Origin of the sequence: Bacillus safensis FO-36b (genome assembly GCF_000691165.1) — a bacterium.
Classification (GTDB): Bacteria; Bacillota; Bacilli; order Bacillales; family Bacillaceae; genus Bacillus; species Bacillus safensis.
In genome coordinates this window covers 1-14,580 of record NZ_ASJD01000011.1, presented here as the reverse complement: position 1 = coordinate 14,580, position 14,580 = coordinate 1, and the positions used below count along the sequence as shown (strand labels likewise).

At 42.8% G+C, this 14,580-nt stretch carries 14 protein-coding genes; 4 read left to right on the top strand and 10 right to left on the bottom strand.

From position 1 onward, the window contains the following. Positions 1-6: 6 nt before the first annotated feature. From BA81_RS16570 to BA81_RS16550, 5 genes are all read right to left on the bottom strand, one after another. Positions 7-681, bottom strand: a complete 675-nt coding sequence (locus tag BA81_RS16570; RefSeq protein WP_034283777.1) for an amino acid ABC transporter permease — start codon at positions 679-681, stop codon at positions 7-9. 24 nt (positions 682-705) lie between these two features. Next, complete coding sequence (locus tag BA81_RS16565) at positions 706-1,497, bottom strand: amino acid ABC transporter substrate-binding protein (RefSeq protein ID WP_034283775.1); 792 nt, start codon at positions 1,495-1,497, stop codon at positions 706-708. A gap of 21 nt (positions 1,498-1,518) precedes the next feature. Then, positions 1,519-2,022 (bottom strand): GNAT family N-acetyltransferase, encoded by a 504-nt coding sequence (locus tag BA81_RS16560; RefSeq protein ID WP_024427303.1) that lies wholly within the window; start codon positions 2,020-2,022, stop codon positions 1,519-1,521. A gap of 17 nt (positions 2,023-2,039) precedes the next feature. Then, positions 2,040-3,365, bottom strand: coding sequence for an LLM class flavin-dependent oxidoreductase (locus BA81_RS16555; RefSeq protein WP_034283773.1), 1,326 nt, complete (start codon positions 3,363-3,365; stop codon positions 2,040-2,042). A gap of 196 nt (positions 3,366-3,561) precedes the next feature. Further along, positions 3,562-5,349 carry a right-handed parallel beta-helix repeat-containing protein gene (locus tag BA81_RS16550; protein WP_034283772.1) on the bottom strand — a complete coding sequence of 596 codons (1,788 nt, stop codon included), beginning with the start codon at positions 5,347-5,349 and terminating at the stop codon, positions 3,562-3,564. A 263-nt stretch (positions 5,350-5,612) separates the two neighbouring features. Here BA81_RS16550 and BA81_RS16545 point away from each other — a divergent pair, with 263 nt between their 5' ends. After that, positions 5,613-7,106: a peptide MFS transporter gene (locus tag BA81_RS16545; protein ID WP_034283771.1), complete on the top strand. Its 1,494-nt coding sequence runs from the start codon at positions 5,613-5,615 to the stop codon at positions 7,104-7,106. Positions 7,107-7,152: 46 nt separating this feature from the next. Here BA81_RS16545 and BA81_RS16540 read toward each other — a convergent pair whose 3' ends face one another. Then, complete coding sequence (locus tag BA81_RS16540) at positions 7,153-8,586, bottom strand: amino acid permease (protein ID WP_034283769.1); 1,434 nt, start codon at positions 8,584-8,586, stop codon at positions 7,153-7,155. A gap of 314 nt (positions 8,587-8,900) precedes the next feature. Further along, positions 8,901-9,449 (bottom strand): dienelactone hydrolase family protein, encoded by a 549-nt coding sequence (locus tag BA81_RS16535; RefSeq protein ID WP_227001699.1) that lies wholly within the window; start codon positions 9,447-9,449, stop codon positions 8,901-8,903. Positions 9,450-9,824: 375 nt separating this feature from the next. Between BA81_RS16535 and tcyA the strand changes: the two genes are divergently transcribed. Genes tcyA through BA81_RS16520 form a run of 3 tightly spaced genes read left to right on the top strand, consistent with a single transcriptional unit; the run spans position 9,825 to position 12,075 of the window. Further along, complete coding sequence (tcyA, locus tag BA81_RS16530) at positions 9,825-10,640, top strand: cystine ABC transporter substrate-binding lipoprotein TcyA (RefSeq protein WP_024424285.1); 816 nt, start codon at positions 9,825-9,827, stop codon at positions 10,638-10,640. Further along, a complete protein-coding gene (locus tag BA81_RS16525; protein WP_024427294.1) occupies positions 10,627-11,319 on the top strand; it encodes an amino acid ABC transporter permease in 693 nt (230 codons plus the stop codon). The genes tcyA and BA81_RS16525 overlap by 14 nt, the downstream gene beginning before the upstream one ends. Before the next feature lie 12 nt (positions 11,320-11,331). Beyond that, positions 11,332-12,075 (top strand): amino acid ABC transporter ATP-binding protein, encoded by a 744-nt coding sequence (locus BA81_RS16520; protein WP_024424287.1) that lies wholly within the window; start codon positions 11,332-11,334, stop codon positions 12,073-12,075. 40 nt (positions 12,076-12,115) lie between these two features. Here BA81_RS16520 and BA81_RS16515 read toward each other — a convergent pair whose 3' ends face one another. The 3 genes from BA81_RS16515 to BA81_RS16505 all read right to left on the bottom strand — a co-directional run. Beyond that, positions 12,116-12,400 (bottom strand): AbrB/MazE/SpoVT family DNA-binding domain-containing protein, encoded by a 285-nt coding sequence (locus BA81_RS16515; protein WP_034283768.1) that lies wholly within the window; start codon positions 12,398-12,400, stop codon positions 12,116-12,118. Between the two features lie 106 nt (positions 12,401-12,506). Continuing rightward, the gene (locus tag BA81_RS16510; RefSeq protein WP_034283766.1) at positions 12,507-13,067 is read right to left on the bottom strand and encodes a class D sortase; all 561 of its coding nucleotides are present in this window, start codon (positions 13,065-13,067) and stop codon (positions 12,507-12,509) included. A gap of 6 nt (positions 13,068-13,073) precedes the next feature. After that, positions 13,074-14,580 (bottom strand): isopeptide-forming domain-containing fimbrial protein (locus BA81_RS16505; protein ID WP_034283765.1); only part of this gene is annotated, 1,507 nt, incomplete at its 5' end.

The following is a 14,580-nucleotide window of genomic DNA, read 5'->3' as shown; positions in this document are numbered from 1 at the left end:
ACCTCCTTAATTCCGGTAAGGTTTGCTGATTTTTCGTTCAAACAGGTCCTGCAGGAAGCTATAAATGATCGTCATCACCCAATACACGATCCCTACGGCTAAATAGGTTTCAAAGTATTTATAGTTCGCCGATGCAATCATCTTCCCTTGTGCAAACATTTCTGCCACACCAATCGTAAAGGCAAGAGATGTTTCTTTTAAAAGACCGATAAAGGTATTCCCCGTCGCTGGAATTGCATTTCTGATGGCCTGCGGGAAAATAATTCTAATGTAAGACTGCCATCTTGTCATACCGACAGATAAGCATGCCTCAAGCTGCCCTTCATCCACTGAGTTCAGAGCCGCTCTGAAAATTTCTGCTAAGTATGCTGAGTTTTTAATACTTAATCCGATAATGACCGCTGTTAAAGCATCCATTGAGGTCATCGCAGGGAATAGCTGCGGGAGACCAAAATAAATGAGAAAGAGCTGAACCAAGGTTGGAACCGCTCTGAAGAAAGAAATATACAGCTTGGCAAATTGGTATAAAACAGGTATCCGGTTTTTCGTAATGAGAGCGAATACCACACCAATAATAATGGCAAATACCATGGAGACAATCGCCATGAAGATCGTTATCGGCAAGTATTGAAGCAATGTCGGAAACACCGTCACCATATACTGCCAATCAATTTTGTTCATGTCTGCTCTTCACCGCCGCTGTCTTTATTTTTTAATTGGCACTGTGACATCGTCTTTGAAGTATTTCTCAGACAATTTCTTAAGTGTCCCGTCTTCTCTTAATTCTTTGATGGCTTTGTTAAATTCTTCTCTTAGTTTGTCATGCTTTTTATCTTTCGCAAATGGGTAGCCTACTTCTTCATATACAATTGGGTTGCCTACGATTTTCAGCGGCAGACCTGTTTTTTCAATTTGAGCAAGTAATACACTTCGTCCGTTGACATAAGCATCTACGCGGCCATTTGCCACTTCATTTAATACGCCGTCTTGCGTTTCATATGTTTTAATCTTAATTTTCTTGTCCGGGTCTTTGCTCTCTAAGTTTTTAGCATGGTTAGAGCCAAGAACCGCCGCCACTGTTTTTCCTTTTAAATCGTCAAGACCTTTGATGTCGTTGTTGTCTTTTTTCACGATGATTTGTGTTCCTGCGTAAGCGTACGTATCTGTAAAGTTAAATGTTTGTTTACGCTCGTCTGTGATGGCAACTTGGTTTGACACTGTATCGAGCTTACCAGACGTCAGCTGTCCCATCAGTCCGCTGAATTCACTCAGCTGCCAGTCTAGTTTGTAGCCAAGCTTTTTCGCAATGGCTTCTGTTACTTCAACATCGAATCCGACAAGCTTGCCATTGTCTTTATAAGCAAACGGATAGCTTTGTCCTGTAGCGCCTACTTTTAACACTTTTTCGTCTTTGCCTTCACTCTGATTGCCGCCGCAAGCTGCTAAAACTGCCAGCATTGCTGCAAATAGAACGACTAGCCACTTTTTGTTTTTCATGTTTGTAAACCCTTCTTCCTCTTATGGTTGTGTGATATCTGATCTTAATTGTTTTTTGAAATAAACCGTGATATGACCTTTGCCTAAATCTTTTTCTCCTGCTCTGACATAGCCTTTACGCTCATACATCTCTATCAGCCATGGATGCTTATCAGCTGTACCGAGCGACACGTACGGCACCTTCAGTGTATCCCTTAGCACTTCGGTTTCCACCCATTCCAGCAAGGCTGAGCCTGTGCCTTTTTTGGCGGCTGGTTCTGAGGCAAACCACCAGATATGAGGGACGCCGAACGGTCCTGGCTGCTCTCCCCAAGGCATACGGAGTGATAAGGTGGATAGAAGCTCTCCGTTTTCTTCCATCACATAGCAAAGATTCTTTTGTACATTTTTCTGAACGAGAGCGAAATCGGCATGTGCTGCTTGGAACTGGATGCCTAGCTCACGAATTGGCTCGTATGCTCTTGTTGTCAGTTCAAGCAGCGCCTCTATATCTGCCTCTGTTGCCAGACGAAACGTGTATCCCAACGTTAGTCACCTCACCCTTATGTCGTGTAGCGATTTTTTGGCTCTGTTAATCCAAGATTTTCTCGTAAGGTTTGTCCTGTGTAATCGGTTTTGAATAAGCCTCGCTCCTGAAGGATTGGGACGACGCGGTCTACGAACACATCCAGCCCTTCTGGCAAGAGCGGCGGCATGACATTAAAGCCGTCTGCTGCTTCTTCACGAAGCCATGTTTCCATCACATCTGCCAGCTGCTGCGGCGTTCCAATGAAAATATTATGACCGCGTGAGCCGGCAACCGATTGATAAAGCTGGCGAATGGTCAGGTTATCCTTTCTCGCCATATTCATCACGAGATCAAAACGGCTTTTCACCGCATTTGACGTGCTCGGATCAATCTCTGGAAGCGGTCCGTCTAAAGGATACTGAGACAGATCAATCCCGCCTAAGTAATTTTGCAGAATGCTCAGTCCAATCTCAGGAACAATCAGCTCCTGTAATTCTTCATATTTCGCTTGGGCTTCTTCCTCTGTATCAGCAATGATTGGAAAGATACCCGGCATGATGCTGACGTCCTCTCTAGCACGGCCAGCAGCCTCTACTTTCCCCTTCAAGCTTTGATAAAATTCCTTCGCTTTATCGAGATCGTTTTGTGCAGTGAAAATGAGCTCTGCTGTTTTTGCTGCAAGCTTTTGGCCATCTTCAGAAGATCCTGCTTGAATGATCACGGGCTGCCCTTGCGGCGTGCGTGATACGTTGAGAGGACCTCTTACTGAGAAGAACTCACCTTTGTGCTGGAGCTCATGAAGCTTACTAGATTCGAAGAATTCTCCCGTTTCCTTGTTTCTGACAAGGGCGTCTTCCTCCCAAGAATCCCAGAGACCTTTGACGACCTCGACGAACTCTTCTGCCCGCTCATATCGTTTATGGTGTGCTAAATGCTCTTCTCCGCTAAAATTTTTCGCTGTTTCTTCAATAGAAGATGTGACCACATTCCATGCCGCTCTTCCGCCTGATAAATGATCAAGGGAAGCAAACTGCCTTGCAATATGGAAAGGCTCACTGTATGTAGTGGAAGCTGTTGCTGCTAAACCAATGGTTGAAGTAGACTCAGCAATAGATGAAAGTAGCGTGAGCGGTTCAAATCTTGTTAATACGTTCGGATGAGAGGTTTGATTAATGGATAAACTGTCGGCTAAAAAGAGCAAATCCAGCTTTCCTTCCTCTGCCTTTTTCGCTAATTGTTTAAAATAATCTAGATTCATGGCTGCGTCTGGTACTGCATTCGGATGTCTCCAAGAGGCAACGTGATGTCCAGTTCCTGCGATGAATACGCCTAGCTTGAGCTTCCTTTTCGGCTGTGACACTTGTTCTTCATCCTTTCTATATCCTAAATGTATCAAACCGAAGTCCTTAGATACATTTTTCTGATTGAATTAATCGGTTTTATTAATAAAAAAAAGGGCAAATGTTGCGAAAAATGAAAAATAATTATTACTATATGCCCTTTTTACAGGATTGTCAACCGCCTTCTGAACCTCCAAAATAAGGGATTTCAAACACTCATGACGGTGTATCAATCTCAATATTTCCGATGAGCCTGTCTGTGGTATGTGTCACCAGTTGACTACGCTCCAGCATGTTGTGAGCGATGACAGAATGAGTGGAATTGGCGGTGCGGACGGCAATTGCTTTTTGAGGAGAAATATTGATGATGTTATTGCGCAGCACACGGGCTGAGGCGGCCTGGTCAATAAAGATCGCCGTCGGCTGTCCAATCGATCGATTTAAATAGAAACGGTTATCTCCAATTTGTGGTGAACCATTTTTAATATACATCACCACATATAAGGATGTTTCTTCAAAGGAATTATCTTTAATTTCCAATGCCCCCGTCGTGCTGCTGTATACAGCGTAGTTTTGATAGTGCTTAAAGCGATTTTGCCAGATGAAAGCCTTTGCATTTCCTGTGACACTGATCGTATACGAAGAATCTAGCTCCGGGTGTCCTTCTTGAATAAAGTGGTTGCCGTTGAGCCCAGCTTCCCCTTCCTGCACCCAGATTCCTCTGCTGAATTCTTTGAATTGATTGTGCTGGATGAGAATATTCGTTCCTCTCACCACGGCCGCATCGATAACAGAGTAGACCGTATTGTTTGAAAAGACGACACTATCCGATTGATAGATACGCAGCGAGGCGCTTCTTTTTCCGGTATTCGTTCCTGATTCAATATGGTTTCCTTCTATTAGAATACGATTCGCCATATAAACGGACACAGCCGCATCTTCAAAAAGACTAATCTTATTGCCTGTAATGTGAACGCTGTCTCCTCTCACATCAATTCCTTTTTCAAACCCCTCAATCATATTGCCAATAATCATCACATTGTTTTCCGTTTGGCCAAGTGAGACGCCTAAGCTCGTAATCCCTGCTTTTGTCACACCTCCTCCTACTGCACGAATCAAATTGTTGGCAATGATCGTTTCGGTGGAGAAGCCATAGGAGATACTGCTATCTGTATGATTGCCTTCAATGATCACACCATAGCCGTTAAAGTTATAGATGGAGCTTGCAGCACCTCCTCTGACGATGTTGTTGCGAATCTGAATATTCAAAGGCTCCTCCATATTAACGGCATTTTCTCCATAGCCTTCAATATCAATACCCATTCTTGGCTCGACCCCATTTACTCCTGCTCTTTCCAAGAGACAGTCCTCCACAATAACCCCATCACAGCCTGTAATCGAAATATTGTTTCGTCTCGAATCTGTGATGGTGCAGCCAGAAATATCAATAGATGAAGCAGGAGAGTAAGGTTCACCCTCTGTCAATAAACCATGGGGACTGACAATGATGCCGTCTCCCGTACAATTTTTTATTTGGACATGATTCACCTCCACATGTGAGGCACCTTCAATACATATCCCAAAGCCCCATTCATGGGTTCTTCGTTCAGCGGGGAGCAGCTTGTATACATGCTCATGACGATCCCCTTCAATACGCCCGCCTCGGATGGTCACATGCTGAACCTTTCCTATATAAAAGGCTGCATACCCCCATGAATCATTTGGTTTTACCTTTATTACAGCGTCTGACGCCATCTCAATGCATATATGACTTGGCACCCGTATACCCGCACCTCGAAAAGGAAAAAATGAATCACCTCTGTACACCGCATCGATTAAATACGTGCCGCTCGGCAGCCAGACATGGGAATACCCCTGTGCTTTTGTCCATTCTAAACATTCATTAATCTTAGCTGTACAATCCGTTTTCCCATCAGCAATTACGCCAAAATCTAGTACATTGACAACAGGTTTTTTTAGATCAGCTTCATTCAATTCCCCCAACCTAAATCACTCCTTTTCACACATGTTCTCTCGTCATCCTATGCATGTGTCAAAGGTTTGCTTGTACATTGCTTCAAATTTTAAATAAATTCTTCAGGAATAACTTTCCGATAATTTTTACTTCAATGAATTTTTTAATTTTTTGAGTCTTTACGCCTATTGAACTAACATTTTCCTGTTTTAGAATAGTTTTATATTGACACAAGAACTATACAAGAATATCATTTTTCTCATATCTCTTTTTTTAAGAAAGGATCTATGCCATGTCTACAATTGACCACGATAAAATTGTTAAAAGTGTTCCTCAAAAAGGGTTTTTTGGACATCCTAAAGGACTTTACACCCTGTTTTTCACTGAATTTTGGGAGCGTTTCTCCTATTATGGCATGCGTGCACTGCTTATTTATTATATGTACACAGAGGTGACAAAAGGCGGTCTAGGCTTTGATCAGACGACAGCCAATTCGATCATGTCTGTCTACGGTGCGCTTGTCTATATGTCAGGAGTGATTGGCGGATGGCTCGCCGACCGGGTATTTGGATCATCCAGTACGGTCTTTTATGGCGGAGTTTTCATTATGCTTGGCCACGTGATTTTGGCTTTGCCAAGCGGAGCAACAGCGCTCTTTATTAGTATGGGACTGATTATTATCGGGACAGGTCTTCTCAAGCCAAACGTTTCAAACATTGTTGGCGACCTGTATACAAAAACAGACCCGCGCAGGGACTCTGGATTTAGTATTTTCTACATGGGGATCAACATGGGTGGCTTTATCTCCCCATTAATTGTCGGAACACTCGGTCAAAAAGTGAATTTCCACCTCGGGTTCTCACTCGCTGCCGTTGGGATGCTTGTTGGACTCATTACATTTGTCGTCACAAAAAAACCGAACCTTGGTCTTGCCGGCACTTATGTGACCAATCCATTATCAGCTGCCGAACGTAAGAACTTCAAAATTTACGGTTCATTGGTTGTGATTTTGCTTGCGATTTTTGCTGTCATTGGCATTCAAACAGGCGCACTCACAATTAATCTATTCACTTGGTTTGTCAGTGCCCTTGGTGTACTCATTCCAATTGTTTATTTCATTGTCATGTATTTCAGTAAAAAGACGAGCGCAGTGGAGCAATCCAGGGTTCTCGCTTATATTCCATTGTTCCTTGCTGCCGTGATGTTCTGGGCGATTCAAGAGCAGGGCTCAAACATTTTAGCGACATATGCAGATCAACGAACAAACTTGAATTTCCTTGGGATGACACTAGCGTCTTCATGGTTCCAATCATTGAACCCAATCTTTATTGTGCTGCTGTCCCCAGTGTTTGCTTGGTTATGGGTCAGACTTGGGAAGAAACAGCCGTCTACCCCGATTAAATTCTCACTCGGTCTTTTGTTTGCAGGGTTATCCTTCATCATCATGATCATTCCTGCATACATGTCCGGTCCGAACACACTTGTGAGCCCATTATGGCTCGTTCTGAGCTTCTTCCTCGTCGTGATCGGAGAGCTCTGCTTATCACCAGTTGGACTGTCAGCGACAACAAAGCTGGCCCCTGCTGCCTTCTCAGCGCAAACGATGAGCCTTTGGTTCCTTTCAAATGCAATGGCACAGGCGATCAATGCGCAAGTAGTCAAACTGTTTGATAAAGTGCCGGAAACCGTCTATTTCGGTATCATCGGATTCCTTGCCATCGTTTTATGCGGTGTGATGCTATTACTGACACCAGTGATTAAGAAAGCGATGAAAGGCGTTCATTGAATCAAAAAAAGAAGCCTCCCGATTGGGTTGGCTTCTTTTTGATGGTTTAAAACCGGATCTCGTCATCTCCATTGATTTGCAGCTTCAGCGGCTCACTTTGTGCCTGATGCTTTTTCACATAGCGGTGATAGACAACATATCCAATGATCATAAGCGGTACGCCGACATATAGCCCGATGCGCTGCTCTTGATCAAAGGCAAGACTGACCAATACGATGGTATTCAGTGTAATTGCAATGATCGGGAGCACCGGATAAAGAGGCGTTTTAAATTTTAAGTTTTCCAGCTTTCCGCCTGCTTTCAAGTATTTTCTACGGAAAAGCAGCTGCGATAATGTAATCGTGATCCAGCCTGTCTGGGCACTCATGCCGGCAATGGACACGATCCAGGCAAATACCGTTTTCTCTGCAAAGAAGCCGGATAACAGCGAAATCCCTGTAAATAGGAAGGTGAGCAGTAAAGCATTCATCGGAATACCGCGCTGATTGACGCGTCTAAATGCTTTTCCTGCCATTCCTTCCTTCGATAAGGAATACAGCATTCTTGTTGATGCATACAAGCCAGAGTTCGCAACAGATAATAAAGCAATGATAATGACAAAGTTCATGATGTCTGCCGCAAAAGGAATGCCCGTTCTCTCAAACACAGTAACAAATGGGCTTTGCAGCACACTAGCTTCCTTCCAAGGCACCATACCCGCTAAGACAAAAATAGATAAGACGAAAAAGACAAGTGTACGCCATACGGTCTGATGGATCGAACGGGGAACGGTTTTCTCAGGGTTTTCACTTTCTCCTGCCGCAATCCCGATCAGCTCTGTTCCTTGAAATGAAAAATTCACTGTGATCATCGTAACCACAACAGCAAGCAGGCCATTTGGAAACAGCCCGTCATTCACAAAATGGCTGAAGTAAGGGGCGGGTTCACCGCTCGTTGTATCAATAAACCCAAACATCGCCGCTCCGCCTACGCCAATAAAGAGTAAAATTGCAATAATCTTAATGGTAGAAAAGAAAAATTCCGACTCCCCGAACGCTTTCGCTGACCGGGCATTTAATAAGAAAAGACAGAGTCCGAATACGAGACACCAAATCCACACATCCACTTGCGGGAGCCAGCGCCTCATCAGCTGCCCTGCTGATAAGAACTCAAGGGCAACCGTTGCTGCCCAGCCGAGCCAATAAATCCAGCCGACAGCAAAACCCGCTGCCGGGCTGACAAATTTCGTCGCATACGTATGAAACGACCCCGACACAGGAAGTGCAACAGACAGCTCCCCAAGACACAGCATGGTTAAATACATGATCAATCCGCCCACAATATATGAAAGAACGGCTCCGACCGGTCCTGCTTGTCCAATCGTATAGCCCGTTCCTAAGAAAAAGCCTGTCCCAATGACACCGCCAAGTGAAATCATAAATAAATGGCGGGAGGTCATCGCCCTTTTCAATTGTTCAGGCTGATTTTGTCCAACATCCACAATGATGCCCTCCTTCTTCTAAGATGCTCTGTTATCAAAACATGTCTCCATGTGATTCATTCCATTTTCAAAACAACCTACTAATTATACATCTTTTATAATAAATATGCTTCCTTCTATGGTCACTGTCTCAAAGTCTTTATTTTAGTAATGTTCGCACAACTATGTGGTGGATCAAACCATTTGATAGGATGCCATATATCTAAAATATTGCACAAAAAAACCAGCATGAAACTTTATCGTTGCACACTGGTTTCGTTTCATTCTTTTCGAGTCTCATTTTAGACAGTTCTTATGATCACTTTTGTCACAAGTCATTCTGCTTTTAGCAAACACACTTTGATAAATTCATCTATTTCCTGAAAGCAGCGATTTTTAGATTCAGCGTGAAAAGCCGCAGAATAAGGATTGGCGAATCCATGCTCTCCCTCTACTATTGTCACGCAAAGCTTTTTCTTTTTCTCCAAAACACTCGCAATCTCCCTGGGATGAAAGGATGCTTCGATCTCCGGGAAAAATAACAGCGTTTTGCAGGCGGGCGCAAGATCGACGTCATCTCTGATCCTTGAACCATAAAATCCAATAACTCCTCTAAACAGCTGATCATTTTGGCTGCATCGCCAGGCAATTGTTGCCCCCACACTAAAACCTAGCAGAAATATATCTATCGCGGCATTCTTCGTCTTTAACTCTTTTGCCAGATTCAGTACACTCTTTACCGGCTTATCAAAACCAACTTTATTCATAAAGTAGTCGTAAGCCTCATTTTCACTGACATAAGGGAAGTGCTTCGCCGGTCCCAATAAATGAGGACAATAAACCTCAAATCCAGCTTTGTCGAAATAATGGATCATACTCTTCATATGATCATTTATTCCATTTCGTGTATTAAGATCATGACAGGTTTTTGTTTCGATGTATGCAAATGTTCACACTTCCCTTTTGTTTCTTAGAAGTCAATTGAATCGATTGGAAAATTTCGTTGGGATGATCATAGCATATTTTACCCGAATCGTTTATCTAACGTTCCACCAATCAAATCATCTTAATCATCTTGAACTTGTGTATGGTTTTATTCACCTTTTAACTTGGGTATAGTTCTATCGTTTGTCCGTTCGACCGTTTGAGGGCATAAAGTTGGTGAGATTCGCTCAAGCTAGTTTCAAATGCTTTACTTTTAGGTTGCTTCTCTGTAAGATCATATGTTGTAAATACCAACAAGAAAAGTGGGGAATAAAATGAAAAAAATGTTCTTTGCCATTATTTTAGGCGTTTGTGTTGCATTGATCACGGCATGTGGATCTGGTGCAAGCGACAACGCGAATAAACAATCTGGGTCTAAGGAATCAGGAGACCTTTGGAAATCCATTCAGGATAAAGGTGTATTAACCATCGGAACAGAGGGTACTTATGCTCCTTTCACCTTCCATGACAAAAAGACAGATAAATTAACTGGCTATGATGTAGAAGTCATCACAGAAGTAGCAAAACGTCTTGACTTAAAACCTGAATTCAAAGAAACACAATGGGACAGTATGTTTGCTGGACTGAATGCAAAACGTTTTGACGTGGTAGCGAACCAAGTTGGGAAAACTGGACGTGAAAATCAATACGATTTCTCTGATAAATATACGACATCTCAAGCTATTGTTGTGACAAAATCAGATAACAACGACATCAAGAAACTATCTGATGTGAAAGGCAAAAAAGCAGCACAATCATTAACAAGTAACTACAATAAACTAGCAACAGATGCTGGCGCTAAGATTGAAGGCGTTGAAGGTCTTGCACAATCCATTCAATTGATTCAGCAAGGACGTGCTGATCTGACGTTCAATGACAAATTGGCTGTATTGAATTACTTGAAAACAAGCGGTAACAAAAACCTAAAAGTTGCATTTGAAACAGGAGATCCTCAAGAAACGTATTTCGCATTCAGAAAAGGCAGCGGCGAAGTCGTTGACAAAGTGAATGGCGCATTAAAAGAAATGAAAAAAGACGGTACACTCGCTAAGATTTCTAAGAAATGGTTTGGTGAAGATGTTACAAAATAACATCCTAGGAGTCGTCATTCCTTGGGATCTTCTTCAGCAATCTTTTTGGCCAATGGTGATGCAGGGGATTTATTATACAATTCCCCTCGCCATCATTGCCTTTATTATTGGTATTTTTATCGCGCTTGTGACAGCTCTTGCTAGAATGTCTAAAATGAAAGCCCTCAGATGGATTTTCTCCATCTATGTGTCGGCCGTTCGCGGAACGCCGCTTTTTGTGCAATTGTTTATTATTTTCTATTTCTTTCCGACATTTAATATCACACTGGATCCATATCCAAGTGCCATTATTGCTTTTTCATTAAACGTAGGTGCGTATGCGTCGGAAATTATCCGTGCATCCGTCCTGTCTGTTCCAAAAGGGCAATGGGAAGCAGGTTATTCCATTGGGATGACACATCGCAAAACGCTCGTCCGCGTGATTTTACCGCAGGCTGTGCGTGTATCGATTCCACCGCTCTCTAATTCATTTATTAGTTTGGTGAAGGATACATCCCTTGCCTCCCAAATTCTCGTGGCAGAGATGTTCCGTAAATCACAGGAGATTGCTGCGGCGAACTTGGATCAGATCTTGTTTATTTATATGGAAGCAGCCCTCATCTATTGGGTATTCTGCTTCATTCTATCGCTCGTTCAGCATCAAATTGAAAAACGACTTGATCGATATGTCGCAAGGTAAGGAGGGAACGACATGCTAACAGTCAAAGGCTTAAAGAAATCCTTTGGTGAAAATGAGATTTTAAAGTCGATTGATTTTTCGATCAACAAAGGGCAGGTTGTGGCCATCCTCGGTCCATCTGGTTCAGGAAAAACAACGATGCTTCGCTGTTTAAATGCACTTGAAATACCAAATGGCGGCTCCTTTACCTTCGATGATTTCTCGATTGATTTTTCGAAAAAAAATAAATCAGCTGATCTGCTGAAGCTACGCCGGAAATCAGGAATGGTGTTTCAGGATTATCACCTGTTTCCTCACCGTACAGTGCTTGAAAATGTGATGGAAGGCCCTGTCCAAGTGCAGCGCCGTCCAAAGGAAACGGTTCGAAAAGAAGCCATTCAGCTCTTGCAAAAGGTCGGTCTGGAAGATAAAAAGGATCTGTATCCATTCCAGCTCTCAGGCGGTCAAAAGCAGCGTGTCGGGATTGCCCGTGCACTTGCCATTCAGCCAGAGCTCATGCTTTTTGATGAACCTACCTCTGCGCTTGACCCTGAGCTTGTCGGAGAAGTCTTAAAGGTCATGAAGGATCTAGCGAAGGAAGGCTGGACCATGGCGGTTGTCACACATGAAATCAAGTTTGCCCAAGAAGTAGCAGACGAAGTGATTTTTATTGATGGCGGCGTCATCGTCGAACAAGGTCCTCCAGAGGAAATCTTCAAACGACCAAAGGAAGAACGAACAAAACAATTCTTAAACCGGATTTTGAATCCAGTATGATGAAAAAAGGCTGTTCTCACGTGGTGAGGACAGCCTTTTTTTATATCTCTTTTTGCAGGCGAAGCGCCAGTAAATCCTGCAGGAGCAGTCTCGCTCCCTCTGGACTGATGACCACCCCGCCGGATAGCACCTTATTGGAGTTTGTCACTTCCCCTGTGACGATACAAGGTTTGTCCTGCCAATATGGCTTCATCACAATTTGGTCTTCTTCTCGATAAATCTCCATAAAATCTTGCGGAAGAATTTTTAGCCGTTTTCTTATATCTGTCGGAAGAACAATTCTTCCAAAGTTATCTATATATCTTACATAGTCTTGATTTAACAAATTGACCCCCCTCCTGCATCTCTAGATATAGGCAATTCCCTCTTTATCAAGGAATGAAGTACTTTAATCGGTTAGTGAAAGGATAAGTTGCAGGCTGATCCAGTGGTTAAACACGCTTTCCATATATGATATATCTGTTTGGTGCAGGACCAATGAAAGAAAAAGGATAGCATGTTGTCAGGACAAGTTCTTCCTTTTCCTGTTGTAGTGTAATAATACTTTGATCATCTTTTTTTACAATCTTTGTTTTCTCAATTTCATAGGTAAACCGACCGTATGAAAGCTCAATGACGAGTTGATCCCCTTTCACAAGTTCTCCTGTTCGTCTAAACACAGTATCACGATGCCCAGATAAAACGATTTGTCCCTGTTCATTTGGTAAATTGCTCTCATGATAATGACCAACACCCTTTGCCAAGTCCTCTGCTTCTGTTCCTTCTACAATTGGTAACTCAGCGTTTAACTTTGGAATGTGTAAGAGTCCAATGGTTTCACCAGCCTTTGGAACAAAAGGGGAATCCGTTTCCCCCTTTTGCTGAATGGCTGCTTGTGCAGACTGGAAAGATTGATCTACTTGCCTTTGTCCATCAACGATCCTTATATATCCTATGATCACAAGACAAATACCTGCTGTAATCAATAGAGTTGAGATGATTTTTTGAACCATGGACGATTATCCGTTTCTTTTTCTTCTTTTCCATACAATAAGGGATGCACCTATTAATACAAGGGCAAATCCTGCTAGTAAAAGGTTGTACATTGCTGTTGCAGTATTCGGAAGATGATGACCAGGTGTATCCTGTTGTGGCTCAGAAGGTTGATCTGGATTTGCTGGGACTTCTGGCACGTTTGGTGGTTCTACTGTCGTTGAGTTTTCAGGTTTGTCTGGCTCATCTACATTCTCACCCTTCACGACTCCGATATTTTGAATGGTTTTCCCTTCAGATCCTTTGGCAGCCTTCGCTTCAAAGGTCACTGTATGCCAGTCGGTATCTTTGATATCGCCAAATTGACCGGTGACTGTGCCTTTTGTGTAATCTCCGTTATCGTCATCTTTTGCATCTGTGGCAGCTTGTCCATCTACTTTTAACGACCCTTCGACATATTCAAGACCTTCTGGCAGTTTATCTGCGATCACTAAGTCTTTGATGACACTGTCTTCTACCGTGTTTTTTGTTTTGATCGTGTAAAGAAGGGTGTCGCCTACTTGTACTTCTTTTTCATCGGTATTGCCTTCTGCTTTTTGAGAGATTTCTGATGTTTTTTCTGATTCAAGCTTTGGATCTCTTGGATCAATGTTTGTTTCGGTTGTTGGTTCGTCTGGCGGTGTATTATCGCCTGTTACTTTTGCTGTGTTTTGAATGCTTTTACCTGATTGGCCTTTAGCAATCTTCGCTTCAAAGGGCACTGTATGCCAGTCGGTCTCTTTGATATCGCCGAATTGAGCGGTGACTGTACCTTTTGTGTAGTCTCCGTTGTCATCATCTTTTGCATCTGTGACGGCTTGACCATCTACTTTTAGTGAACCTTCGACATATTGAAGACCTTCTGGCAGTTCATCAGAAATCACGAGATTGTTGACGATGCTGTCTTCTTCAAGATTCTTTGTTTTGATTGTATAAAGAAGGGTATCGCCTACCTGTGGTGTCTTTTTATCTTTGTTGCCTTCTGCCTTTTTCTGAATACTTGCAGCCTTTTCAGATGCTAGTTTTGGTTCACGAGGATAAATTTCTGTTTTCGTTGTTGGATCATCTGGCGGCGTGTTTTCGCCAGTTACTTCAGCTGTGTTTTGAATGTCTTGACCAGCCTGTCCCTTTTCAACTGTCACTTCAAACGTCACTGTATGCCAGTCCGTGTCCTTCACATCACCAAAAGAACCTGTAACCTTTCCATCTGTGTAGTCACCGCTATCGTCGTCTTTCACATCTGTGACAGATTCCCCATCAATTTGAAGGGACCCGGTGACATACTTCAACCCTTTTGGTAATTGATCTGAAATCACTAGATTTTCAACAAGACTGTCTTCTACCGTGTTTTTTGTTTTAATTGTATAAAGCAGGGTATCGCCTACTTCTGGGTGTTTCTCATCTTTGTTACCTTCTGCTTTTTTCTGCAAAACCGCTGATTTTTCTGATTCAAGCTTTGGATCACGCGGATAGATTTCTGTTTTTGTTGTCGGC

Excerpts from the sequence above, each read along its gene's own strand:
- BA81_RS16535 (WP_227001699.1), bottom strand. The coding sequence starts at position 9,449 with ATGAAGAGTATGATCCATTATTTCGACAAAGCTGGATTTGAGGTTTAT.
- BA81_RS16545 (WP_034283771.1), top strand. The coding sequence starts at position 5,613 with ATGTCTACAATTGACCACGATAAAATTGTTAAAAGTGTTCCTCAAAAA.
- BA81_RS16510 (WP_034283766.1), bottom strand. The coding sequence starts at position 13,067 with ATGGTTCAAAAAATCATCTCAACTCTATTGATTACAGCAGGTATTTGT.
- BA81_RS16520 (WP_024424287.1), top strand. The coding sequence starts at position 11,332 with ATGCTAACAGTCAAAGGCTTAAAGAAATCCTTTGGTGAAAATGAGATT.
- BA81_RS16565 (WP_034283775.1), bottom strand. The coding sequence starts at position 1,497 with ATGAAAAACAAAAAGTGGCTAGTCGTTCTATTTGCAGCAATGCTGGCA.
- tcyA (WP_024424285.1), top strand. The coding sequence starts at position 9,825 with ATGAAAAAAATGTTCTTTGCCATTATTTTAGGCGTTTGTGTTGCATTG.
- BA81_RS16570 (WP_034283777.1), bottom strand. The coding sequence starts at position 681 with ATGAACAAAATTGATTGGCAGTATATGGTGACGGTGTTTCCGACATTG.
- BA81_RS16525 (WP_024427294.1), top strand. The coding sequence starts at position 10,627 with ATGTTACAAAATAACATCCTAGGAGTCGTCATTCCTTGGGATCTTCTT.